The 24,597-nt window shown below is 71.3% G+C and carries 19 protein-coding genes; 16 read left to right on the top strand and 3 right to left on the bottom strand.

Annotated elements, in window-relative coordinates; genetic code table 11:
* Positions 1-113: 113 nt before the first annotated feature.
* The 10 genes from BIU95_RS03990 (at position 114) to BIU95_RS03950 (ending at position 14,726) form a co-directional block, all read left to right on the top strand.
* Positions 114-3,761: a S8 family serine peptidase gene (locus tag BIU95_RS03990; RefSeq protein ID WP_017886321.1), complete on the top strand. Its 3,648-nt coding sequence runs from the start codon at positions 114-116 to the stop codon at positions 3,759-3,761.
* 154 nt (positions 3,762-3,915) lie between these two features.
* Positions 3,916-4,080: a hypothetical protein gene (locus BIU95_RS18520; RefSeq protein WP_159557278.1), complete on the top strand. Its 165-nt coding sequence runs from the start codon at positions 3,916-3,918 to the stop codon at positions 4,078-4,080.
* Between the two features lie 230 nt (positions 4,081-4,310).
* Positions 4,311-5,645 carry an adenylosuccinate synthase gene (locus BIU95_RS03985; protein ID WP_017886319.1) on the top strand — a complete coding sequence of 445 codons (1,335 nt, stop codon included), beginning with the start codon at positions 4,311-4,313 and terminating at the stop codon, positions 5,643-5,645.
* A 2-nt stretch (positions 5,646-5,647) separates the two neighbouring features.
* On the top strand, positions 5,648-6,205 hold the full coding sequence (locus tag BIU95_RS03980) for a hypothetical protein (protein ID WP_031259331.1): 558 nt from the start codon (positions 5,648-5,650) through the stop codon (positions 6,203-6,205).
* 158 nt (positions 6,206-6,363) lie between these two features.
* Positions 6,364-8,166: a S8 family serine peptidase gene (locus tag BIU95_RS03975; protein WP_017886317.1), complete on the top strand. Its 1,803-nt coding sequence runs from the start codon at positions 6,364-6,366 to the stop codon at positions 8,164-8,166.
* Positions 8,163-10,832 (top strand): hypothetical protein, encoded by a 2,670-nt coding sequence (locus tag BIU95_RS03970; RefSeq protein ID WP_020381105.1) that lies wholly within the window; start codon positions 8,163-8,165, stop codon positions 10,830-10,832. Before BIU95_RS03975 ends, BIU95_RS03970 begins: the two co-directional genes overlap by 4 nt.
* Before the next feature lie 109 nt (positions 10,833-10,941).
* A complete protein-coding gene (locus BIU95_RS03965; protein ID WP_042539130.1) occupies positions 10,942-11,433 on the top strand; it encodes an SRPBCC family protein in 492 nt (163 codons plus the stop codon).
* A 257-nt stretch (positions 11,434-11,690) separates the two neighbouring features.
* Positions 11,691-12,665, top strand: a complete 975-nt coding sequence (locus tag BIU95_RS03960) for a CPBP family intramembrane glutamic endopeptidase (RefSeq protein ID WP_071250513.1) — start codon at positions 11,691-11,693, stop codon at positions 12,663-12,665.
* Positions 12,652-14,058 (top strand): sensor histidine kinase, encoded by a 1,407-nt coding sequence (locus BIU95_RS03955; RefSeq protein WP_083389217.1) that lies wholly within the window; start codon positions 12,652-12,654, stop codon positions 14,056-14,058. The genes BIU95_RS03960 and BIU95_RS03955 overlap by 14 nt, the downstream gene beginning before the upstream one ends.
* Positions 14,055-14,726, top strand: coding sequence for a response regulator transcription factor (locus tag BIU95_RS03950; protein WP_042539128.1), 672 nt, complete (start codon positions 14,055-14,057; stop codon positions 14,724-14,726). Before BIU95_RS03955 ends, BIU95_RS03950 begins: the two co-directional genes overlap by 4 nt.
* A gap of 47 nt (positions 14,727-14,773) precedes the next feature.
* On the opposite strand, the gene BIU95_RS03945 is transcribed toward BIU95_RS03950, so the two are convergent.
* Positions 14,774-15,304 carry a hypothetical protein gene (locus BIU95_RS03945; RefSeq protein ID WP_042539126.1) on the bottom strand — a complete coding sequence of 177 codons (531 nt, stop codon included), beginning with the start codon at positions 15,302-15,304 and terminating at the stop codon, positions 14,774-14,776.
* A gap of 117 nt (positions 15,305-15,421) precedes the next feature.
* Here BIU95_RS03945 and BIU95_RS03940 point away from each other — a divergent pair, with 117 nt between their 5' ends.
* Positions 15,422-15,955: a hypothetical protein gene (locus BIU95_RS03940; RefSeq protein WP_139179634.1), complete on the top strand. Its 534-nt coding sequence runs from the start codon at positions 15,422-15,424 to the stop codon at positions 15,953-15,955.
* Between the two features lie 158 nt (positions 15,956-16,113).
* Here BIU95_RS03940 and BIU95_RS03935 read toward each other — a convergent pair whose 3' ends face one another.
* Both BIU95_RS03935 and BIU95_RS03930 read right to left on the bottom strand, forming a co-directional pair.
* On the bottom strand, positions 16,114-17,397 hold the full coding sequence (locus tag BIU95_RS03935) for a PP2C family protein-serine/threonine phosphatase (protein ID WP_071250510.1): 1,284 nt from the start codon (positions 17,395-17,397) through the stop codon (positions 16,114-16,116).
* Positions 17,398-17,471: 74 nt separating this feature from the next.
* A complete protein-coding gene (locus tag BIU95_RS03930; protein WP_071250508.1) occupies positions 17,472-18,194 on the bottom strand; it encodes a CPBP family intramembrane glutamic endopeptidase in 723 nt (240 codons plus the stop codon).
* Between the two features lie 152 nt (positions 18,195-18,346).
* Between BIU95_RS03930 and BIU95_RS03925 the strand changes: the two genes are divergently transcribed.
* The 5 genes from BIU95_RS03925 to BIU95_RS03905 all read left to right on the top strand — a co-directional run bounded on the left by BIU95_RS03925 (position 18,347) and on the right by BIU95_RS03905 (position 24,517).
* Positions 18,347-19,798 (top strand): polysaccharide biosynthesis tyrosine autokinase, encoded by a 1,452-nt coding sequence (locus tag BIU95_RS03925; RefSeq protein ID WP_071250506.1) that lies wholly within the window; start codon positions 18,347-18,349, stop codon positions 19,796-19,798.
* Between the two features lie 15 nt (positions 19,799-19,813).
* Positions 19,814-20,761, top strand: coding sequence for a hypothetical protein (locus tag BIU95_RS19025; protein ID WP_071250504.1), 948 nt, complete (start codon positions 19,814-19,816; stop codon positions 20,759-20,761).
* On the top strand, positions 20,758-22,218 hold the full coding sequence (locus tag BIU95_RS03915) for a sugar transferase (protein WP_254783258.1): 1,461 nt from the start codon (positions 20,758-20,760) through the stop codon (positions 22,216-22,218). Before BIU95_RS19025 ends, BIU95_RS03915 begins: the two co-directional genes overlap by 4 nt.
* Positions 22,219-22,385: 167 nt before the next feature.
* The gene (locus BIU95_RS03910; RefSeq protein WP_139179633.1) at positions 22,386-23,291 is read left to right on the top strand and encodes a glycosyltransferase family 4 protein; all 906 of its coding nucleotides are present in this window, start codon (positions 22,386-22,388) and stop codon (positions 23,289-23,291) included.
* Entirely contained in the window at positions 23,288-24,517 is a 1,230-nt protein-coding gene (locus BIU95_RS03905; RefSeq protein WP_071250500.1) for a lipopolysaccharide biosynthesis protein, read from the top strand. The genes BIU95_RS03910 and BIU95_RS03905 overlap by 4 nt, the downstream gene beginning before the upstream one ends.
* Positions 24,518-24,597: the final 80 nt, after the last annotated feature.

Raw genomic sequence — 24,597 nt, 5'->3', positions numbered from 1 at the left:
CCGTCCCCTGGACGAGGGGTGTCCCCCAAAGTGCGGACTGTCTTCCCTGAGAACGAACGCATAGCTTCACAGGAATCTCATGCGAACCACGGACTGAGCCTGGAGTGCCCTCTTTGAACCGTGCAACACCGAACACCGACCCGAAACCCACCCCCCATCGCTTCACCCGCGTCCTGACCGCCGGCATCGCCGTCGCGGCCCTCGCATGCGGCGGTCTCGCAGTCGGGGGCGCGGCCTCCGCTGCTCCGGCCGGGATCCCGGTGGCCGACCTCAAGCTCTCCGCGCCGCTCCGCGACGCCAAGCCGACGAAGACCGTCGCGGCGTTCGTGCGCACGACCGGCCAGGGCGCCCTCGAGGTGGACGCCAAGGCCAAGGGCGGCGACCTGACCCAGTCGCGCAGGCAGTCCTCCGCCGCCGCGGACCGCGTCGAGGCGATCCAGTCCACCGTCGCCGCGGTGCGGTCGGCCGTCAAGCGCGCCGATGCCGACGCGACCGAGCTCTACTCGACCGAGTACACCGTGCCCGGCGTCGCGGTCGTCGCCGACGTCGACGCGTTCCGGAAGATCGCCGAGCGCTCCGACGTCGAGAGCATCATCCCGCTCACGCCGAAGAAGATCGTCGAGCCGACGGTCAACGAGAACGCCGACGCCGCTCCCTCGGGCGTCGACCCGAGCCTGGTGCGCCCCGGTGCCGACGGAGTCTCGCCGAAGAACGCCGCGAGCGACGTCTACACGCGCTCGCTCAACGCCTGGCAGCAGACCGGCCACACCGGCAAGGGCGTCAACGTCGCCGTCCTCGACACCGGTCTCGACTACACGCAGGCCGACTTCGGCGGCCCCGGCACCACCGAGGCGTACCAGCAGGCCCTGGCGAACGCGAGCAGCGGCGCCCCGGACCCGAGCCTGTACGACGCGTCGAAGTTCCTGGGCGGGTACGACTTCGCCGGTGCGACGTACAACGCCAACCCCGAGGACCCGAACACCTACGACCCGGTGCCGGCTCCCGACGACAACCCGATCGACGGCAAGGGCGGCGACCACGGCACGCACGTGTCCGGCTCGATCGCGGGCTACGGCCTGACCGCCGACAAGCAGCAGTTCGACGGCGACTACACCAAGCTCACCACGCAGCAGGTGCAGGACATGTGGATCGGTCCGGGCACCGCGCCCGAGGCCGGCCTGTACGCCCTGAAGGTCTTCGGTGACAACGGCGGTTCGACCGACGTCACCGGTGCCGCGCTCGACTGGGTGGGCAAGGCGCTCACCGAGGGCAAGGACATCAACGTCCTGAACCTGTCGCTCGGCTCCGACTACGGTGCACCGGACGACCCCGACAACGCCAAGATCGACGCACTGACCGCGCGGGGCGTGCTCCCCGTGATCGCCTCGGGCAACGCCGACGACTTCACCGACATCGGTGGTTCGCCGGGCAACGCCGAGGGTGCGCTCACCGTCGCCGCGAGCGCCACCGGCCAGTCGCTCTACGACGGCGTGCAGGTCACCGCACCGGCCGACGTCGCGAAGACCTACCGGTCGCAGTACTCGTCCAACTTCAAGGGCACCCTGCCGGTCGAGGGCGACGTCGTCGTCCCGACCGCGAACATCGACGGCTGTGCCGCGTTCAGCGCCGCCGACGCCGCGAAGATCAAGGGCAAGGTCGTCTGGCTGAAGTGGACGGACGCCGCGCTCGAGTGCGGTTCCGCCGTGCGCTTCGACAACGTCGAGGCCGCCGGCGGTGTCGGTGTCCTGCTGGCGGGCACGCTCGACACGTTCGAATCCGGCATCGGTGGCAACGCGACCATCCCGGGTGCCGAGCTGACCGCGAAGAGCGTGGCGAGCCTCCAGGCCACCGCGAAGGCGGGGACCCTGCACGTGCGCTTCGCGGACGAGCTGAAGGGCTTCGAGGTCGCCATCGAGGCGGACGCCGTGAACACGCTCGCGTCGTTCACCAGCCGTGGTGTGCACGGGTCGTTCGACGACATCGTCAAGCCGGACATCGCCGGCCCCGGGGTCAACGTGATCTCGGCGGCGAACGGCACCGGTGACGGCCGCATGTCGATGAGCGGCACCTCGATGGCCACGCCGGACGTCGCGGGCATCGCGGCGCTGACGTTCCAGTCGCACCCGACCTGGTCTGCCCCGCAGGTCAAGGCGGCGCTGATGAACACGGCGACGCACGACGTGAAGGACGGCAACCGTTCGGCCACCCTGCTCCGCCAGGGCACCGGTCGCGTGGACGCGCTGCAGGCGGTCACCGCCGGCACCACGGTCCGCAGCGCCGAGAACGACCAGCTCGTCACCGCGTCGTTCGGTGTCGTCGAGGTCGCGAGCGGGACGAGCGAGACCCGCACCCTGCAGGTCGACAACACCGACAGCACGGCGCACACGTACGACGTGTCGTACCAGCCGCAGGTGTCGCAGCCGGGTGTGACCTTCGCGCTCAGCTCGAAGCAGGTGACGGTGCCCGCCAACGGCTCCGCTTCGGTCACGCTGACGTTCTCGGTCGCCGACCCGACGAAGCTCCGTCGTGTCATCGACCCGACGCAGGACGCCGTCCAGAAGGGTTACCAGCGCGAGTTCGTGACCGCTGCCTCGGGCATCGTGGCCTTCGCGCCGACCGACAGCACGCTCAACCCGATGCGCCTCGGTGTCTACGTGGCACCGAAACCCGTCAGTGCGGTGCGTGCGCGGACCACGGTCCCCTTCACGGGGCCGGGCAAGTCGGCCGAGCTCACGCTCAAGGGCCGCACGCTCGACCAGGGCGGCCTGACGACCGGCTACCACGCGGCCGTCGCCCCGTTCGTGCTCGGTGGCACCGACCCGGCCGAGACGTTCCCCGAGGGTTCGGCGGAGCAGTCGCTGCTGGCGGCCGACGTCCGTTCCTACGGTGCGTCGTACGACAAGGCGTCGGGCACCATCGCGTTCGGTGTGCAGACCGCCGGTCCGGATGCCGACCCCGGTGCCGTGACCAACGTCGAGGTCCTCATCGACACGAACCGTGACGGTGAGCCCGACTACCTGGTGTACGACGCGAAGTCGGCCACCATCGACGCCACGCTCGCGACGACGATGAACCTGGCAACGGGCAAGACGGTCGACGCACAGCCGCTCAACGGCGGAGCGGCCGGCCAGGACGTCAACACCTTCGACAGCTCCGTCAAGGTGCTGACCGTCGGTGCCTCGGCGATCGGCGCGTCGACGAAGTTCGACTACACCGTGCTGACCGAGTCGGCCTACGCCCCGGGTGCCGCCACCAGTGGTTCGTCGGTGGTGGACGAGACCAAGCCGGTCACGTTCGACCCGACCAAGCCGAAGCTGTCGTTCTCGCAGGACGGCGCCACCGGCGTGCTGTTCGCCGACGCCGACTCGCTGACGGTCACCCGCGCCTCGGGTGTCACCAAGGCGACGGTGCTGCTGCTCCACCTCGACAACGCGGCGGGCAAGCAGGCCGACACGTCGACCATCAACGTGGTCCCGCCGAAGCTCGCGCTGGCGAAGGGGAGCAAGGTCACGGTGAGCGGGACGGCGAAGGTCGGCTCGACCCTCACCGCGAAGCACGGCACCTGGAGCACGACGAAGGCGACGTACAAGTACCAGTGGCTGCGTGACGGCAAGGTCGTGAAGTCGGCCACGGGGTCGAAGGTCACGCTCGGCTCGTCCGACCTCGGGCACCGCATCAGCGTGCGGGTGACCGCCCATGCCTCCGGGTACGAGGACGGTACGGCGAAGTCCGGCGCGACCGCGAAGGTCACGCGCCGCTAGGACGGAGCCGGGGCGCGGTTCGCGCGCCACACGGTGAGCAGGAGATGTCGGGTCCCTCGTGGGGACCGGGCATCTCCTGCTCCTTCGTCGCCCGGAACGCGTGTTCGGGACAGGTAGTTAGACAAACTAGTGAACCGGTGCCAGTGTGGCTCCCATGCAGAGCACGCTGAACCAGCTCCGGTCCAACCCGGTCGAGTGGCGCCGTCGTGGACTCACTCCGCCGGACGTCATCCAGGCCATGATCGAGCAGCGTCTGGCCGAGCCGGGGCACTCCCAGCTCGTCGGGGACCCGTCGTACCAGGACTTCTTCCGGAGCTGATCCGGACACCGTCGGACGGTCCGGGACGCACCGGACGACGGAGGGGAGGCGCGGTGCCAGCTGGCACCGCGCCTCCCGTCCGTCCGTCTGGTCGCGTCCGGAGCCTCGCGCAGCGCGCCGTCCACAGGGGCGTCACGCCGGGTGGCGCGCAGGTGACCAGCCGATAGACTCGGGTGGACCACCGGCCCGGACGGCCGTGTGCGGTCCTCCGCCAACGTGAGGAGAACCAGATGCCCGCAGCAGTCATCATCGGCGCCCAGTGGGGCGACGAGGGCAAGGGGAAGGCCACCGACCTCCTCGGCTCCCGCATCGACTACGTCGTGAAGTTCAACGGCGGCAACAACGCCGGCCACACCGTCGTCGTCGGCGGCGAGAAGTACGCCCTGCACCTGCTGCCCTCCGGCATCCTGACGCCCGGCGTGACCCCGATCATCGGCAACGGCGTCGTCGTCGACCTCGAGGTGCTGTTCCAGGAACTCGACGCCCTGCGTGCCCGCGGCGTCGACGTCTCGAAGCTCCTCGTGTCGGCCAACGCCCACGTCATCACGCACTACCACCGCACCGTCGACAAGGTGACCGAGCGGTTCCTGGGCAAGCGCCAGATCGGCACCACCGGTCGCGGTATCGGCCCGACCTACGCCGACAAGATCAACCGCGTCGGGATCCGGATCCAGGACATCTTCGACGAGAACATCCTGCGCCAGAAGGTCGAGGCCGCGCTCGACCAGAAGAACCACCTGCTGGTCAAGGTCTTCAACCGCCGCGCGATCGACCCGGAAGAAGTCGTCGAGTCGCTGCTCTCGTTCGCCGAGCGCCTGCGCCCGATGGTCGCCGACACCGCCCTCGAGATCCACCGTGCGCTCGAGCGAGGCGAGACCGTCCTGTTCGAAGCCGGCCAGGCCACCATGCTCGACGTCGACCACGGCACCTACCCGTTCGTCACCTCGTCGTCCGCGACCGCCGGTGGCGCCGCGACCGGTTCGGGCATCGGCCCGGGCAAGCTCGAGCGGATCATCGGCATCGTCAAGGCGTACACGACCCGCGTCGGCGCCGGTCCGTTCCCGACCGAGCTGTTCGACGAGTCGGGCGAGTTCCTGCGCGCCAACGGCTTCGAGTTCGGCACCACCACCGGCCGCCCGCGCCGCTGTGGCTGGTACGACGCCCCGATCGCCCGCTACACGGCACGCATCAACGGTGTGACCGACTTCGTGCTCACCAAGCTCGACGTCCTGACCGGGCTCGAGACGATCCCGGTGTGCGTCGCGTACGAGGTCGACGGCGTCCGCGTCGACGAGGTCCCGGTCAACCAGTCCGACTTCCACCACGCGAAGCCGGTGTACCAGGAGTTCCCCGGCTGGACCGAGGACATCACCGGAGCCCGCACCTTCGACGACCTGCCGAAGAACGCGCAGGACTACGTCCTGGCGATCGAGGCGATGTCCGGCGCACGGATCTCCGCGATCGGTGTCGGCCCCGGCCGTGACGCCATCGTCGTGCGGCACGACCTGCTCGGCGACGACGAGCGTGCCGACCAGCGCGCCGGCGAGCGCACCGACGCAGCGTGACGATGCGGATCCTGTTCGTCTGCAGCGGCAACATCTGCCGGTCGCCGCTCGGCGCGCAGGTCCTGACGGCACGACTCGGCCCGGACGCCCCCGCGTTCGTGGTCGAGTCGGCCGGCACCATCGCCGACGACGGCGCCGCGATGGACGCCGCCGCGGCCGAGCAGTCCGTCCGGCTCGGGGGCGCCCCCTCGGCGCACCGGTCGCGGTACCTGACGGCCGAGATCGTCGCGAGCGCTGACCTGGTGCTGACCGCGGAGCGATCGCACCGTGCAGCCGCCGTCTCCCTGGCGCCCCGGGCCTCCAAGCGGACCTTCACGATCAAGCAGTTCGCGCGGGTGCTCGCCGGCCTCGAGCCCGGTGACCTGGCCGACGTGACGACCCCGCAGGAACTCGTGGAGCGCGTCGCCCGGCTGCGGGGCACGGTCCCGCCGCCCGCCGACCCGGCCGACGACGACGTGGACGACCCCTACCGTCGCTCGACGGCGACGCATCAGCGCGTGGCCGACGAGGTCGACGTGGCCCTGACGGGCATCGCGGACGCATTGCGCGCCGTGGTCTGACCCCCTGACGGACAGGAGGCCCGGTGTCAGTTGACACCGGGCCTCCCGTTTGTCCCGACTGCTCGTGTCCTGCGAGTGATAACGATTATCAGTTGCATGTAAGGTCGCTGTGGCAGCGCGCAGCGCTGCGTCCCCGCCTCTCAGCAGACCAGGAACCCATGCGTCCACGCTTCCTCATCGGTGCGCTCGCGCTCGCCGTGATCATCCCCGGCACGCTCCTCGTGCGCCCCGCACCGCCCTCGCCCGACCGACCGCTCGCGGACTCCGTCCCCGCCTGGACCGCACACGCCGAGCGCGGCGACCCGGTGACCGCCGACGAGTTGTCCCTCACCGTCCTCCTCGACCCCGTGCACCTCGACCGCGCCCCGGCCGTGGCGACCTGGTTGCGCGGTGCCGGGCTCCACGTCGGCCCCGTCGAGCGCTCGATCGCATCCCTGCCCGTTCGCGGGACGGCCGCGCGCATCGCGGACGCCTTCCACACCTCCTTCGCGCGGTGGGACGTCGCCGGACAGAGCGCCGTGGCACCGGTCCGCGCCCTCGCCGTGCCACGCGGGCTGACCGCCGTCGTCGGCGTGTCCGGAGCCGTTGACTCTGACGCCGTCCGACCGACCGAGACGACCACTGCAGCAGCGGCGGCACCCACCCCGGCACCGGGTGAGACCGTCCCGCGACCGCCGGTCCTGGCCGACGACGGACAGTGCGCCGCATGGTGGGGCGAGCGCCTCACGACGGACTGGCCCGCATCGGTGCCGGTCACGCACCGATCGAACGCGCTGTGCGGGTACCAGCCGGCCCAGTTGCGCGAGGTCCACGACGTGCCGGCCGGGTACACCGGACGCGGCGCGACCATAGCGATCGTCGCCGCCTACGACGACCCCGACGTCGAAGCGAACACGGACACCTACTTCCGGGCGGCGGGCGCCCAGCCGTTCCGCTCGGGGCAGTACCAGCACCACGCTCCGGCGTCGCCGGACACCTCCCGCTGCGGCGGGCCGCAGAGCTGGACAGAGGAGCAGCACCTCGACGTGCAGGCGGTGCACGCGATGGCCCCCGACGCCGACATCGAGTACTGGGGTGCCGACGACTGCAGCACCACCTCGTTGTTCTCGCGGATCCTCGACGTCGTCGAACACGGCAGTGCGGACGTCATCAGCCTGTCGTTCGGGTCCACCGAGGACCTGGACACCGCGGACGACCGGACGCTGCTGAACCGGGTGCTCGTCGAGGCGGGGGCCCGGGGCATCTCGGTGTTCGCGTCCTCTGGCAACGACGGCGACAACAGCGCCGTCGGTGACCACGACTCCGGCCCCGACGTGTCGTCGCCGGCGTCCAGCCCGTACGTGACCGCGGTCGGAGCGACCAGCACCGGGCTCGCCCGTGACGGTTCCGTCGCGGTCGAGGCTGGTTGGGAGACCGAGACCCGCTTCGCGCGCAACGGTGCCCTCATCCCGCCGGGCTTCGCGTACGGCGCCGGCGGCGGCCAGTCCGACGTCTACGGCCGACCGACGTGGCAGCGCCAGCTGCTCGACGAACCGGGGACCGGGCGACTCGTCCCCGACGTCGCGTCGATCGGCGACCCCAACACCGGCTTCGTCGTGTACGGGCCACACAAGGGCGTGACCGGCTACGTCACGCACGGCGGCACGAGTCTGGCGACCCCGATGGTCGCCTCGATGGTCGCCATGGCCAAGGCCGCCACGGGGGTCCGGATCGGGCTCGTCACGCCGATGCTCTACGAGATGCTCGGGACCGACGCCGTCCGCGACGTCCGCCCCGCTTCCGCTGCCACCTGGTCGCCGCGCGGGCCCGATGCCGGAGCGCTGTGGCCCGAGACCCTGTTCCTCTGGGACACCGGTCGGCAGGGACTCCGGTCCGCACCCGGCTGGGACGACGTGACCGGGGTCGGCGTCCCCGCCGGCCGCGCCTTCTTCACCGCGTTCGCCGAGGAGGCCCGCCGATGACCGATCGTCCACGCACCAGTTCCGTCATCGCGCTCGCGGCCTCGGCACTGCTCGGCATCGGCCTCGTGGCGCCCATGCTCGCGCTGCCGGCCAGCGCGGACACCGCGGCCGACGGCGCCACCCTCGCCGCCGCGTCGGGCGTCGAACTGACCGACATCGACGGTGGCACGCTCACCGCACCGACCCCGGCCGTGCGCTGGGACTCGGGCGACCCGACGGTGGCCCGGGTCGACACGACGCAGGACGTCCTGAAGCTCAACACCACCCGCACGAGCGGTCTGCGCTCGGAGGCCGGCCCGGACGGGGCGACCTCGACGATCGCGAGCGGGGAGTTCACCCTGCGCGATCGTCCCCCCGTCGTGTTCACCGGACTCCGCGCCGCGTGCACTCCCGGCGGCACCCCCGCGGTGTCGTTCGACCGCCTGACCATCGACGGCGACGACGTCACCACCGAGGCCACCGCGACGCCCGGGTGGAGCCGCGACCTGCCGGAGTCCCGTTACGGCGCCACCAAGGTCGTCGTCGGTAGCACCACGACGGCCGCCGACGGCACCACGACGACGGTCGCGCTCCGCATCGACGCCGAAGCCGGTGCCTCCGAGATCTGGCGCGTCCGTGCCGGATCGGTCTCCTGCGCGGCGGGTGACCGCTGGCCGGCACCCACCCCGACGCCGACGCCCACCCCGACCCCGGCTCCGACGCCTGATCCCGCGCCGCAGCCGACCCCGGCCCACGGCGACGCCCTGGCCACCCGGAGCGTCAGCGGTGTGCAGGTGACTGCCCCGGACGGAACCGTGCTCATCGACGGGCAGCCCACGGTGACCGGCGTCGCGAAGCGCACCGCCGACCGGGTCGACGCTGCCGACGGTTCCCCGTCGACCGCACGTGGGGTCACCGTCTCGACTGCGGCGGACGGTACTTCGGACGTGCACCTCGACTCGTTCGAGCAGATCCCCGACCGGGCCTCGGACCCGGTCGCGGAGTACCGCTGGCCAGCGCTGCGCGTGTACGGCCTCGACGCCCACCTCACGCCGGAGGGGACGATGACCGTGGACTTCGCGAACGAGTCGAACGCGGTGTTCGTCAACGGGGTGTGGATCAACACCGCCACCGACCTGTACACCGGCGTCGACGCTGACGGCAAGGAGCGGGTCAGCGTGGCCTTCGGGGAGCGCACGGTGCACGCGGACGGCAGCACGACCCTGACCGCGCTGCACTACCGCGACCTGACGGGGGCGCACCCCGACGTGCGGCTCGGCGCCGTCACGATCCCGGCGAGGGCGAGCAGCCCGACGGACGCTCGGGTCACCGCCGCCTTCGGGGTGGGCGTCCGGGGGACGGACGGTACGGCGCTGGTCGCCCCGCAGCCGCGGATCACCAGTGCCGGGGAACACCGTTCCGCCGCCCGCATCGACGCGACCGCCGGCTACCCCGCCCGGGCAACCGACGTCACGGCGGCGATCGGGGACGACGGCGACACCGCGACCATTTCGGTCGGGCACTTCGAGCAGATCCCGGACGAGGCCACCGACCCCGTCGCCGCCTACCGCTGGCCGGCACTCCGCGTGAACGGGTTGCACGCCGAGGTGACGGCGGCCGGCACGATGACGGTCTCCTTCGACGACGAGTCGAACGCCGTGTTCGTCAACGGGGTGTGGATCAACACCGCCACCGACCTGTACACGGGGCTCGCCCCGGACGGGACCGAACGGGTCCGCGTCCACATCGGCGAACGGACCGAGAACCCGGACGGGACCGTCACGCTCACGGCGCTCCGCTACGAGGACCTGACCGGGACGCACCCCGACGTGCTGCTCGGCCAGGTGACGTTGGCGGCGGCGCAGCCCGCCCCGGACCCGACCCCGGGAGGGGGCGGCACCACGCCGACACCGGAGCCGCACGACCCGGCCATCGCACGCTGGCACGCCTTCGCGCTCCGGGCATCCGGCCCGAGCGACGTCCCGGCACAACCCGTCGCTGCGCCCGCCGCCGACGGCACCACCGTGACCGAGCGGGCGGACGAGGCCGGGGACGGCGCCACCGGACAGCTGCGTGTCGACGGGGTCACGGTGCGGTCGGCGAGTGACCGCGGCGAGGTCCGACTCGAACGGGTCGTCCTCTACCCGGGCACGAGCATCGCCGGCGAGCTCCGTGACGTCCGTGTCCGGGTGACCCACGGCGGTGCCACCGTGACGACCGCGGGTGGGCAGATCGCGGGCACCACCATCCCGGCGGGCACGATCCGGGCGAACACCCGGATCGCCCTGCCCGGCGGGCTGGGGAAGGTCGTGCTCAACGAGCAGCGGACCCGCGGGCGGGACCGGACCGTCACCGCGCTGCACCTGAGCGACCCCGCCGGGTTGGCAGCCGACGTGTCGGCAGCGGTGGTCACCACGGCAAAGGTCGATCCGCCCGCGAACGGCGGGAATGGCGGGCAGGGCGGCGGCAGCGCAGCCGGAGGCCCGGGCAACGAAGCGGCTCCCGGTGCCCTGACGCCGGACGGCACGAGCCCGGCCGGTACGAGCGGTACGAACGGCATCGGGACGGGCAGCGGAGACCTCGCGTTCACCGGTGCCTCGCTCCTGCCGGGCCTCATCGCGGCGGTGCTCCTGTTCGGTGCGGGTACCGCGATGGTGGCGCTGCGGCGTCGACGGCGCGTGCGCTGACCGCAGGCCCGCGGGATCGCGGGACGTCAGGCCCGGTGCCGGTCGGCACCGGGCCTGACGTCCGCCGCGTGGGGGAGGCCCGCGCGACCGCCACGTGCGAGGATGACTCATGCCCGTCGTCGAGTCCCGCTGCGTCGTCCCGGTCGAGCCCGACGTGGCCTTCGCCGTCTCGCAGACACAGGGGGCGATCCGGAAGCGTTGGGACCCCTTCATCCGCCGCCAGCACCTGATGGACGGGGCCACCGTGCCGGCGAAGGGCGTCCGGACGTACACGGTGCAGCGGTTCGGGCTGGCGATGGAGAGCGAGTACGTCTCGTACCACCCGCCGTCGAGCGTGGGGATGAAGATGACGAAGGGCTCGTGGTTCTTCGAGCGCATGGGCGGGGGCTGGCGCTTCACGGCGGCCGAGGGGCAGCCCGGACACACGCTCGCGGTCTGGCGCTACAACTTCACGTGCCGGCCGAAGTGGCTCGCGCCGATCGCCGAGCGAATCGGCGTGCTGGTGCTGCAGCGGGACATCGACCGGCGCATCCTGGGGTTCGCCCGCGGCTGCGAGGACCCCGTCGTCCTGGCCCACGTGGCCGCACAGCGCGCTGCCTGACCGGACCTGCGAGACGTCGGGGTCCTGCGGGCCGAGTCGGTTCGGAAGACGCCGTCGTCGTGCGCAGACGCCGCCGAGTGCTCGACACGCCTCCGGATTCGGCGGCGTTTCGAGCGCAAGGCGGCGTCGAGCGATGACGACGGCGTGTTCAGGAGTGCCGAACCGAGCGAAAGGCACTTGCATCCTTCGATGGAACTCCCGCAGGTGCATCCCGAAGCCGGTCGTCCCCGAGCGCCCGGTTTCCTAGCGTCGTCTGCATGACGAACACCACCCAAGTCCGGCCTCCCGCCGGCACCGCCGCCCGCGACCGAGGGGGTGTCCGCGGCCTCATCGCCCGGCACCCGCTCGTGTCCTTCTTCACCATGGCACTCGGCCTGAGCTGGCTCGCGTGGGTGCCGTACATCCTGTCCCCGCACGGCATGGGGGTGTGGGACATCCACTTCCCCGAGGTCCTGGGCAGCGGTCAGTTCACGGGCGTCCTGCCCGGTGCGCTCCTCGGCCCGTTGGGCAGCGCGTTCATCGTCACGGCGGTCGCCGACGGTCGCGCGGGCCTGCGCCGCTGGGTGGGGCGACTGTTGCGCTGGCGGGTCGCCTGGTACTGGTACGCACTGGCGCTCGTCGTCGTGCCGGCCCTGATCGTCGTGTCCGCGCTGCCGTTCGCCGGTGGTGACGTGCGGGCTCCCTCGGGCCTGGCCTTCGCCATGCTCGTGCCCGGACTGATCATCCAGCTGTTCTCGACCGGTCTGAGCGAAGAGCCCGGCTGGCGCGACTTCGCCCTGCCCCGCCTGCAGCACCGCTTCGGGGGCCTCGGTGCGGCGGCGATCCTCGGTCCGATCTGGGCGCTCTGGCACATGCCGCTGTACCTCAGCGACTGGGGCGGGTGGCCGAACGCGCACTGGAGCGAGCCCGTCGTGTTCGCCCTGTTCACCATCACCTTCAACGTGGTGATGATCCAGGTGTTCAACAAGACCCGCGAGAGCCTGCCCCTGGCCCTGCTGCTGCACGTCGGCGTGAACAACACGATCTCGACCCTGTTCCCCGAGATGTACCCGAGCATGACCGCCGGCACGCTGATGATCGGCCTGACGATCATGTCGACGATCGCCGCCGTGGTGCTGCTCGTCGCGACCCGTGGCCGCCTGGGCTACGACCCCGCCCGACGCGCCCTGCCCCTCGACACACCGGTCCCCACCCGCGCCCGCCTCGTAGGATCCAACGATGGCACCCGCTGAGCACGACGCGCTGCGCGCACCGGATGAGCCGGCCGCGCAGCCAGCCCAGCCCGCGCAGCCGGCCGCGCAGCCGGCCCAGCCCGCGCAGTCAGCGCAGCCCACGCAGTCGCCTCGACCCGCCCAGCTCGCCCGCCGCGTCGACGTCCTCGTCGCCCTCGGCACGGCCGTCGTCGCCCTCGGGCTGCTGCTCGGCCTGCCGCCCCTGGACAGCCTGGAACCGGACGGCCCCGCCCTGGCGCTGGGGGTCCCCGCAGTGTTCTCCGCCGCTTGGACCGTCCTGGCCCTCGGCCTGCTGGCCCAGTCCGCCGCCCTGCTCGCCGCCCGCCGGGCACCCCGCATCGCGCTGATCGTGGTCGCCGCACTCCCGGTGCTCGTCGCCGCGCTCGCCCCGCAGTCGTCCGACCTGTTCGGCCTGACCGCCCTGCCGGTGCTCGTCGGCGTCGTCGTCGCCGCACTCCGCGTGGCGCTGGCCCGCCTCTGGCCGACACTCGTGGTCGCCGCTGCCCTGGTGGCAGCCGGCAACGTGGTGCTCGCGCTCGCCGGTGACGCCACGACCGCCGTGTCCGGTTCGCTCGGGCAGGGCGTGCTGCAGGCGATCGGCGCGGTCGGCCTGCCCCTGCTGGTCACCCTGCTCGTGCAGTCCCGCCGCGAGGTCCGCGTCGCCCGCACGGCCGAGGCCAGCGCCGTGGACCGTGAGCAGGACGCCCTGGTCGACGCCGCCGTGTCCCGTGAGCGTGCCGCGATGGCCCGTGAACTCCACGACATCGCCGCGCACCACCTGTCCGGGATCGCACTGATGGCAGCGGTCATCGACCGGCAGATCGACGCTGACCCGGAGCGTGCCCACGAGGGTGCCCGCCAGGTGCGGGAGCAGAGCACGGCCGTGCTCGAGGACCTCCGCCGCCTGGTCGGCCTGCTCCGCGACGACGCCCCCGCCGAGCGTGCGGTCGAGACGGTCGCCGGGATCGTCGACCTGGCCGAACGAGCCCGGTTCCGCAGCGACGTCCGGCTCGACGTGCTGCCGGGTGACCGGCCGCTCGCTGACGGCGTCGGCCCGCTCGCGCAGCTCGCCGCTTACCGCACCGTCCAGGAGGCACTGGCCAACGCCGCCCTGCACGCCCCGTCCGCCCCGTGCACCGTCACCATCGACGACCGCGACGCGACCCGGGTGGTGATCCGGGTGGAGAACGCACCCGCCACCGTGCCGGCAGCGGGGACCTCTCCCTCGGGCGGCAACGGGCTGCGGGGGATGCGCGAGCGGGCGGACCTGGTCGGGGCGCGCCTCCAGACCGGCCCGACCGCGACCGGCGGATGGCTGGTGGAGCTGGCGCTCGGCCGGGAGGCACCTGCCGCACCCGCGCAGGCCGCCGACGGCACCGCGGTGGTCGCGTGATCCGCGTGCTGGTCGCGGACGACCAGCCCCTGGTCCGCGCCGGGGTGTCCGCGCTGCTCGGCGCGGAGCCGGACATCGAGGTGGTCGGCGTGGCCGCCGACGGCGGCGAGGCGCTCGCGCTGGCGCGCGAGACGCGACCCGACGTCGCCTGCCTGGACATCCGGATGCCGGTGATGAACGGCATCGAACTCGCGCGGATCTTCTGCGCACCGGACGCCGATCCGGCGATCCCGGCGCTCATGCTGACGACGTTCGACCTGGACGACTACGTGTTCGGGGCGCTCGAGGCCGGCGCCTCCGGGTTCCTGCTCAAGGACGCCGAGCCGGACACCATCGTTGACGCCGTGCGACAGGTCGCCGCCGGCAACGGCACCCTCGACCAGGCCCTGACCCGGCGGGTGCTGCGGGAGTTCGTGTCACGGCGGAGCCTGCAGCCGGTGTCCGGCGACCGGGCCGACGGCGTGCTGACCGCCCGCGAGCGCGAGGTCCTGCTGCTGCTGGCACAGGGGATGTCGAACGAGGAGATCGCGGTGTCGCTCGTGCTCGAGGTGTCGACCGTCAAGTCGCACCTGGCGCGGATGCTGCCGAAGCTCGGGGTGCGGTCGCGGTTGCAGGCCGTGGTGTGGGCGTACCAGAACCGGATCGTGACGGTGCCGGAGCAGCCGTAGCCGACCCGGTGTCAGCCGGCTGCTGCGTCAGGCTGCAGGATGCGGTGTCAGCCGGCGGGCTGCGGCTCGGCGGCGCCGGGGACGACGAGTCGCCAGACGGCGTCGTCCCCGGCGTCCCCGCCGTCGTCGGCGGGGGAGAGGTACAGGCGGAAGGTGCCCTCGTCGGCGAGGGGGTCGCCCTCGAGGTACTCGACCGGTTCGCCGCTCGTCTCGCACTGGTCCGAGGTGCTGATCACCCGGATCGTGTCGCCCGGCTTCGGACCCGAGGCGTCCTCGTCGCCTTTCGGGACGTCGGTGACCGTCGCCTCGTACACGTCGTAGATCCCCTGGAGCTCGACGGTCCGGTCGGTCTTGGTGACGTCGGCGTCGACGACCAGGTCGGCGGCGTCGCGGCGCTCGGCCGAGGTCTTCAGCGGGACGTAGTCGGCGCAGAACCCGGACTGCAGCGGCCCGGCCTGCGTGCTCGGACCCGTGGGGCCGGCGTCGTCGTCGCCGCTCGTCTCGGTGGCGCAGCCGGCCAGGGTGCCGCCGAGCACCACGACGAGTGCCACGACCGGTGCGATCCGTCCCCACTGCATGGGCCGAGTATGACCCACGCGACCCGTCGAGACCAGGGCGTTCGGCCCCTGTCCGGGGAACGCACGTTCCCGTTCGGGGGACTGGTCGCAGCGGCCACGGGCTGGTGCAGTGTCCGGATGCACATCGAGACGCCGCCGGTGACCAGCCCCGACGACCCCTCCCTGCGGGGCGAGGCCATCCTCGGGATGATCACGGCGCTGCGGTCCCGGCCCCTGCACGAGGTGACCCCCGAGGTCGTCGCGGCGGCGGCCGGGGTGGACCTCGATGCCGTGGCACGCACGTTCCCGAGCTGGGACGGTCTGCTGCTCGCGACGATCGACCGGTGGAACGAGGAGCGCACCGTGCCGCTCATGCCCCTGGCCGAGCAGCACGGCACCGTCCGGTTCCTGCGCGCGATCGTGGCGGACCCTTGGCTCATGCGGTTCCTGACGGCGACGCTGAACATCGCGGCGTCGCCCGAGCCGGGCACGATGGAGCCGGCTCGCGGCTCGGAGCAGCTGCTCGCGACCTCCGAGGAGCTGCAGTTGCAGTCCATGGTGCGGCCGGAGATGGACCTGCTCGAGGCCTTCGACCGCGCCGTGACGCGCCTGCGCGAGGGCTGGTCCCGCGCGTACGTGCCGCCCGTGTGGGAGCTCGACCTGGTCCACTGACCCGCCCGGTGGCCCGACGGGTCACCCCACAGACCGAGGACGCTAGGGCGTCCGAGGGCAGACGCACCGTCTGCACGCGTCGCCGCACGATTCGGGTTCGAGCGGCGGCGCGTACCACCCCGTCCCGCGGCCCGCGGCCCGCCTCACGCGTCCCGCCGTCAGTCGGCGTGCAGCGCGAGCGGTCGTGCCGAGTCCACCTGGACCGGCTGCCGACGGATCGCGATCACCGTCACGTCGTCGTCGTGCGGCACCTCGTCGGCGCGGGCCGACAGGGCGAGCACGACCGCGTGCGGGTCACGTCCGGCGCGCGCGATCTCGGCCACCGCCTCGATGGTCTCCTCGAGCCCCTCGTACAGGTCGAGCACGCCGTCGCTGAACGAGACGAGCAGATCGCCTGGCTCCAGGGTGCTCTCAGCCGTCACCCACTCCTCGCGGATGCCGAGCCCGAGCGGCATGTCGCCGGACCGGAGTCGGTCGACGTGCCCGTCGGCCCGCAGCACGAAGCTCAGCCCGTGCCCGGCGTCGGACCACCGGAGGGTGCCGTCGTCGGAGATCCGGGCGTGGAACAGCGTGGTGAAGGCCAGGTCGGGCCCGATGCCCTCGGCGCTCAGGCCGTCGGACGCCCGCTTCAGCGCCTCGGCCGGGTCGTCGACCGTCCGGGCGCTCCGGAGCGTCGACCGGACCGCTGCGGCGATCAGGCCGGCACCGACGCCCTTGCCCATGACGTCGCCGAGACTCACCGCCACGCCGCTGTTGGTCGGGTACCAGTCGAAGAAGTCCCCGCCGACGCTCCGGGCGGGCAGGCAGGCACCGGCGACGACGACGTCCTCGGTGATGCGGCCCGTCGTCGTCGGGAGCAGGGAACGCTGCACCGCGGCTGCCCGGTCGATCTCGGCACGGACCTTGCCCTCGCGTGCCTCGGCGGACCGCAGACTGCGTCGGGCCCGGCGGGAGAGCTCGTGCACGACGACGGCGACGGTGCCGAACACGACGACGAGGATGCCCAGACGGACGAGTTCACTCGGGCCGGGCGCGTCGGACGGGGTCAGGACGTAGGGCGCGAGGATCACGAGCACGATGCCCGCGATCGCGAAGAGCACGGTGCGACGCCCCTCGAGCGACGCCCACCAGACCACGGGGAGCACCACGATCGCCGTGAACAGCGACGAGCCGGAGCCCGTCCCGGTGCGCAGCAGCGCGATCGTCACGAAGTCGACGGTGAGCAGGACCGGCACCAGCCAGGCGGCGCCATGCACGAGCGCGGGGACGGCGCTCATCAGGGTCGCGACCACCGTGCACACCAGACTCGCCACGAACAGGTGGTGGGCCGTGATCGGCAGCGACGGCATCACGATGCTGAGCAGCGCCGACAGCGCCAGCAGGCCGCTGATCGGAGCCTGACGGACGAGGGGGTTGTCGACGATGCTGGTTGGGCGAGTCATGCTCAGTGCAGGTTAGTGCTCCGCGACGGCCGACGACCGGTGCTGACCCCTTCTGGGGACGCCAGCGTGGCCGATCAGCGCGGCCAGGTCGCGACGACCGCGACCGCGTTGAAGAGCACGTGCGCCAGGATCGCACCGCCGATGCGGTCGGTCATCGCCACGAGCGTGCCGGTGAGGACGCCGAGCAGGAACGTCGTCACGAACACCTGGAACCCGCCGAGCGTCGTGCCGCCGGCTCCGAGCAGCAGGTGGAGCAGCGCGAACAGGAGCGCCGTGACCAGCACCGCGAGGAACCGGGTGCGGGGCGTGAGCTCGGCGGCCAGTCGGCGCTGGAACAGCCCGCGGAACACCACTTCCTCGAGCACCGGGCTGACGACGACGATGCCGATCGCCGACACGAGCAGCAGCCCGACGTCCGGCGTGCCGAGGCTCGGTGCGGGGACCAGGCCGGTCGTCCCCGTGAACGACAGGGACAGGAACACGTCCACCACGCGGCAGATGATCACGATGCCGATCGCGAAGACCACGATCCCCAGGTCGAGCCGCAGCCGTGACAGCATCGCCGGCAACGGGGTCCGACGGAGCGCCACGGCGGCGGCGATGACGAGCGGCACCCACACGGCGGCGTCCGCGGCGAGCACCTGCAGGACCGGCGACGGGATGCCCCCAGTCCGGGTGACCTGTCCGACGATCCGGGTCAGGATCACGGCGACGCCGAGCGCGACGAGGATGACGATGAGGTCCCGCTGCCGCCGCACGCTCGGCGTGGTCGCGGTCTGGGCCGGCTCGGAACGCATGGGGCCACCGTAGAGGACACCGCGCGCCGGATGGCGACTTCCCCCGGGCAGGACTCGTTCCTGTGGCACTATTTGTATGCCGTGTGCTGGGAGTACCCCGGTGCGCCTGTGTCGGGACCACGGGGACGGCCATGATCGGGGAAGGCAAAGGCGTGGAACTCCGCGACTACATCACGGTGCTCCGCAAGGGATGGGTACTGATCGTCGTACTCGCCCTGGTGGGAGTGGCCGCAGCCGCAGGGTTCTCCCTGCTGAAGAAGCCGGTCTACTCGGCATCGGCGCAGGTCTTCGTCTCCACCGAGACGTCGGGCAGCGCCAGTGACCTGGCGCAGGGCAACACGTTCACCCAGCAGCGGGTGCTGACGTACTCCAACCTGGTGTCGACGCCGATCGTGCTGCTGCCGGTGATCTCGTCGCTCAAGCTCGACATGAACGCCGACCAGCTCGCGACGATGGTGTCGGCGACGGCGCCGACGAGCACCACCCTCATCGCCATCTCGGTCGAGGGCACCGACCCGGTGCAGGCCGCGAACATCGCGAACGCGACCTCGCAGAGCCTGACCAACGTCGTGCAGGACATCGAGGCCACCGACGCGAGCGGCAAGAGCACCGTCAAGCTCACCCGCGTCAAGCAGGCCGACGTGCCGAGCGCGCCGGTCAGCCCGAACGTGCCCGTCAACGTCGCGCTCGGGCTGCTCGTCGGGCTCGCACTGGGCATCGGCATCTCCATCCTGCGCGAGACCCTGGACAACCGGATCCGCACCGAACTCGACGTCGAGAAGATCAGCGACAAGCCGGTCGTCGGCGGGATCGCCTTCGACGCCAAGGCGGCCGAACGCCCGCTCATCGTGCAGGTCGATCCGCGCAGCCCCCGCGCCGAGTCGTTCCGCACGCTCCGCACGAACCTGCAGTTCCTGGACATCGGCACCGGTGCCCGCACCTTCGTCATGACGTCGTCGATGCAGTCCGAGGGCAAGAGCACCACCGTCGCGAACCTGGCGATCGCCCTGGACAGCGCCGGGTTCCGCGTCATCCTGATCGACGCCGACCTGCGCCGCCCCCGCGTCGCCGAGTACATGGACGTCGAGAGCAACGCCGGGCTGACCGACGTGCTGATCGGTCGCGCCGACCTGGAGGACGTCGCCCACCCCTGGGGCCGCGGCAAGCTCGTCGTCCTGCCCGCCGGCCAGATCCCGCCGAACCCGTCCGAGCTGCTCGGCTCGCGGGCGATGCAGGACCTGATCGACCTGCTCGAGCAGCAGTTCGACTACGTCCTGTTCGACGCCCCGCCGCTGCTGCCGGTCACCGACGCCGCGATCCTGGCCAAGAAGGCGTCCGGTGCGATCATCGCCGTCGCCTCCGGGCAGACCCTGAAGGGCCAGCTCGCCGCTGCCGTCGCTTCGCTCGCGAACGTCGGCGCACCGATCTCCGGGTTCGTCCTGACGAAGATGCCGCTGAAGGGCCCGGGCGCCTACGGCCACGGCCGGTACGGCTACGGGTACAGCTACGGCCACGACGAGGACGACAACACCGTGACCACGTCGACGCACCCGCCGAAGCGTGCCAGCAAGAAGCTCGGCGTGCTCCGCCGCGCCGGACGCTGAGCGGAGCGGCGGACGATGAAGAATCGCCGGGGGACCCGGGGCCTCGGTCGTGCGCTGCCGAAGACCACCCTGATCGTGGTGGCCGTCGTGGTGGTGGCGCTGATCATCATCGACGTCGTGCTCGTCTCGCTCGCCCTGGGCCGCACCGCGCCCGAACAGAACGGACCCGCCGGTCCGATCCCGACCTTCACACGGATGCCGCACGCGAGCGAGTCCCCGCGGGCCAGCGCGACCGCTGACGGGGACGCCGCAGGGACCAAGCAACAGGGCCGGCGCCTGTTGGCAGCCGTCGACGGCCAGGAGGCATGGCGCGCGTCCGGCGGATCGTGCGGCGGCCCGCGGCCGGTGCTGGAACACTCCGTGGACGGCGGGGCGACGTGGGTCAAGGTGGGACTCGGGACGGATGTCGGATCGCTCATGGCGATCCGGGCCTCCAGTGCGGAGCTCTCGATCCTGGCGGGCGTCGGCGACGACTGCACCGCGACCGCGCGGACCAGCACCGACGCCGGTGTGACGTGGGCAGCCGGTGCGCCCGGCGCCGCCGGCGCCGGCATCAGCACCGACGGCGTCGTGCTCGCGAGCGGGACCGTCCAGGCGCCCTGCGCAGACCCCATCGACGCGTTCCAGGGCGACAAGACCTCGGTCGTCATCTGCGACGGCCAGCTCGAGTGGCGGACCGGCGAGGCAGCGTGGGTCGACGTGCCGCTGGGCGGCGTGCGCTCGGTCGGCGTCGACGGCGGGGAGTACACGCTCGCCCGTGTCGGCGCAGCGTCGTGCGACGGCGTGCAGATCGAGACCATGTCCGCTTCCGACGTGACGCCCTCGTCGTCCACCACGCCGATCGGCTGCGCCGACGGAGCCGACACCGACAACACCGTCACCATCGACCGCGCCGGGCAGGACGTGTGGCTGTGGGACGGCACGACGGTCCGGGTCTCGACGGACGGTGGGGCGACTTGGTGACCGTCAGGGACGGAACTGCTCAGCAGAATGCGTCGTGGGCTACCGTCTACGCGAAACGGCTGTTCGCGACTGACGTCCTCGCCCTGGCCTGGGTCGTCTTCGGGGTGCAGATCGCCTGGTTCGGCTCCGACAGTCAGAAGGTGGCGGGGAGCCCGGCTGACCTCGCACTCGGGTATACCACTGTGTCGGTGGTGCTGATCGTCGCGTGGCTGATCGTGTTGTCGCTCTACGACACTCGCGATCCGCGTTACATCGGCACCGGTGCGGGAGAGTACCGACGGATCGTCGACTCCGCGATTCGCCTCTTCGCGCTCGTCGCGATCATCGCCTACGTCTTCAAGCTCGACATCGCTCGTGGGTACGTCTTCATCGCTTTCCCGCTTGGAGTACTCGTCCTCCTGCTGACACGGTGGATGTGGCGCCAATGGCTCAACGCGCAGCGACGGAACGGGCGGTTTTCAGCGCTCGTGCTGCTTGTCGGTTCGGACGAGAGTGTCGAGTACATCAGCCGAGAACTCGGGAAGCATCCGGAAGAGGGCTACCTGGTCGTCGGTGCATGCGTCCCCCACGCGCCGATCGGATCAACCCTTCGCGGCGGCGACATCCCCGTGGTCGGACGCATCCCTGACGCCCTCTCCGCCCTCGCGACGACGGGTGCCGACACGGTCGCAGTGACGAGCTCGGACGAGCTCGGCGCCCGGGCGGTGCGTGAACTGAGCTGGGGACTCGAAAGCGGTCGTCAGCACCTCGTCGTCGCCCCGAGCCTCACCGACATCAACGGTCCCCGCATCCACATGCGACCCGTCGCAGGTCTCCCGCTCATGCACGTCGAGATGCCGCGGTACGAAGGCGCCACCCACTTCGCGAAACGAGCGTTCGACATCGTGGGTTCGAGCTTGATGATCTTGGTGTTGTCCCCCTTGCTCGTCGCGATCGCCGTCGCTGTGCGGCTCAGCAGCGCAGGGCCGGTCCTCTACCGTCAACAGCGAATCGGACTCAACGGGAAGCCCTTCCACATGCTGAAGTTCCGTTCCATGCGGGTCGGAGCGGACGCTGAGCTCGCTGCGTTGCTCTCCGAGCAGGGACGCGGAAGTCAGCCCCTGTTCAAGGTCGAGAACGATCCGCGCGTCACCCCCGCGGGCCGATTCCTCAGGAAGCACTCGCTCGACGAGTTCCCTCAGCTCCTGAACGTGCTGATGGGGAGCATGAGTCTGGTGGGCCCGAGGCCCCAGCGAGAAGGTGAAGTGGCGCTCTACGACAGTGCAGCACGTCGGAGACTGCTCCTCAAACCGGGCATGAGCGGGCTCTGGCAGGTCAGTGGGCGTTCGAGTCTCTCGTGGGAGGACGCGATCCGCCTCGACCTGTTCTACGTGGAGAACTGGTCGGTGACGGGCGACGTCGTGATCCTCTGGAAGACCGTCCGGGCCGTGCTCGCGCCGGGGAAGGAAGCGTCATGACCTCGCTGCGGCAGGGGAACTCGGACACCGTGCTGATCGTCGAACAGAACCCGACCGGGCATCGTCTGTTCTACGTCCGCGTGCTCGTGGATGCAGCGATCGCTGCAGGAGCTCGTGTCGTCGTCCTCCTCGGACCGGACCCGGCCCCCGAGGCCGAACGAGTGCACTTGGCCTCCGTCATCGACAGGGTCGAGCTGCTTCGGCAGGCACTGGTGAGCCACGACGAACTCGCGCAACTCTCGCAGCAGCTCAAGACGGACCGTGTCGTCGTCCCCGACGCAGACCGATTCGCCCTGCGACTCGCTCTCCGCCGTCGGTGGGCGGGCTCGGGGCGCCTGAGTCTCCTCATCATGCGTGAGTCGGCGCAGCCCACGGGGTCCTGGTTCGTCGATGGTGTGAAGACACAACTGAGGACCACGGCGTTCCGCAGGACGGCTCGTCTGCGAAACGTCGATCTCCGCGTCCTGAAGTCTGCTGGTTGGGCAGGCAGTGCGCGGTTCCCGGTCGCGGTCGATCCCGTGGTCATCGCGTCGTCCGAGCGGTCGGTCGAACAGTTCCGGGAAGCGCATCGGATGGACAGCGGACGCTACTGGTTCGCAGTGCTCGGCGCGATCTCCGCTCGGAAGAACCTCGACCTCGTCGTCGAAGCGCTCCGGAACGTCCCTTCGCACTGGGGGCTCCTCGTCGCTGGCCAGCTCGACGAGGACATCAGTGAGGACCTGCGGCACCGGCTCCGCTCGATGGTCTCCGCAGGTTCTGCGATAGTCGTCGACCGACTGCTGTCGGACGACGAGCTCGACACCGCCGTACGGGCCGCCGACTGCCTGGTGCTCGCACATTCGAACGAAGGGCCGAGCGGACTCCTGGGCAAGGCAGCAGCATCCGGGACCCGGGTGGTCGCTGCGGGCGCGCAGAGCCTCAAACACGACGTGACAGCGCTGGGAGAGCTCGGCGATTGGGCCGAACTCGACGAAGCATCCTTGGCCGTTCTCCTGCAGCACGCGACGCGGCAGCCACGACCCCGGGCGGTGCTGCCAGCAACGAGCGCGGCCTTCACCGACGCGCTCCTGTGAACGGCGGTCCGTCCAACGGCGAACGGCCGATGGCGCACCAGGCGATCTTGCTCGCCGGAGCGACGGGGCTGTCCCAAGTGCTCGTCGCGGTGCTCTACCTCTTCGCCGCCCGCGGGGTCGGCCCCGAGGCGTTCGGATCGGTGGTCTCCGCGATCGCGTTGGGAACGGCAGCGGCAGGGTTCATCGACTTCGGTACGAACAACCACTGGACGCGGGAACTGGCACGCCAGGCGCTCGGACGAGACGTGTTCGCCACCCGACTGTTCTCGAAGATCGCCATCACCGTCGTGCTCGCGGTCGTCTGGACCGTCGTACTGGTAATCGCAGCGCCCGCTTCGCACCTCTGGCTCGCTGGTCCCATCGCCGCAGCCCTCGTGGCCAACCAGGCGTACCAAGTGCCTCTCCGGAGCGCAGCACGTGGCGATCTGGTCGCGCTCGTCATCCTCAGTGACCGTGCCTCTGCCTCGGCGTTCTTCTTCGGACTGCTCGCTGTCCAGGTCCCGTCGACCGTCGCGCTCTGGATCGCGCTTGCGGCAGGTTCGGTCCTCGCTTCGGTCCTCGGGAGTTCGCTCGGCCCTGGGCGTGCCGTCCGCATCCGCCCCCGCCTGGTCAACCCCTGGGTCGGAGCGCGGTACTTCGGCATCACCGTGGTCGCGACGAGTGCGCAGTCCCTGGATCTTTCGCTCCTGTCGGCCGTCAGCGGAAGTGCGGCGTCGGGTGTCTACGGAGCGGTGAGTCGATGGACGCAGCCGATGAGCCTGTTGGCTGCGGCCTTCTCGTCTGCACTCGCACCGTACGCGGCGAGGAGCCCTGACCTCAGGACCGCCTGGACAGAACTGCGGCGAGCACTCTGGATGCCTCTCGCAGCCATCGGACTCGCCATCGCTGTCTTCTTCGCGGCACCGCTCGTCGTGGACGTGCTCCTCGGCGATGACTACGCCGGGTCGGCGGGGGTGCTCCGGCTGCTCGCGCTCGTCGTGATCCCGTCGATCATCTGTCAGCCGCTCGTCGTCATCCTGCAGGCTTTCGGACGCGACCGGTACGTTGCGCTCGTCATGGTGATCGCCGCGATCGTGCAACTCGTGCTCGTGCTCGTCCTCGGGCACGCGAACGGCGCCCTCGGGGCGGGCCAGGCCGCGCTGGCTTCGCAGCTGCTCATCCTCATCGCGCTGACCGCGGGCGTCCTGCACTTCAGGAGCACTGCGTCGAAGGAGGCCAGGCAATGACGGGGACCGTGCTCCTCACCGCGACGGTGCGTCCGAACACGACGATGTACGTGACGCAACACGATCCGGATGCCCGGCGC

This window comes from Curtobacterium sp. MCBA15_007 (genome assembly GCF_001864905.1).
GTDB classification, from domain to species: domain Bacteria; phylum Actinomycetota; class Actinomycetes; order Actinomycetales; family Microbacteriaceae; genus Curtobacterium; species Curtobacterium poinsettiae.
The sequence above is the reverse complement of the archived record's forward strand: the minus strand, read 5'-3'. Positions and strand labels throughout refer to the sequence as shown.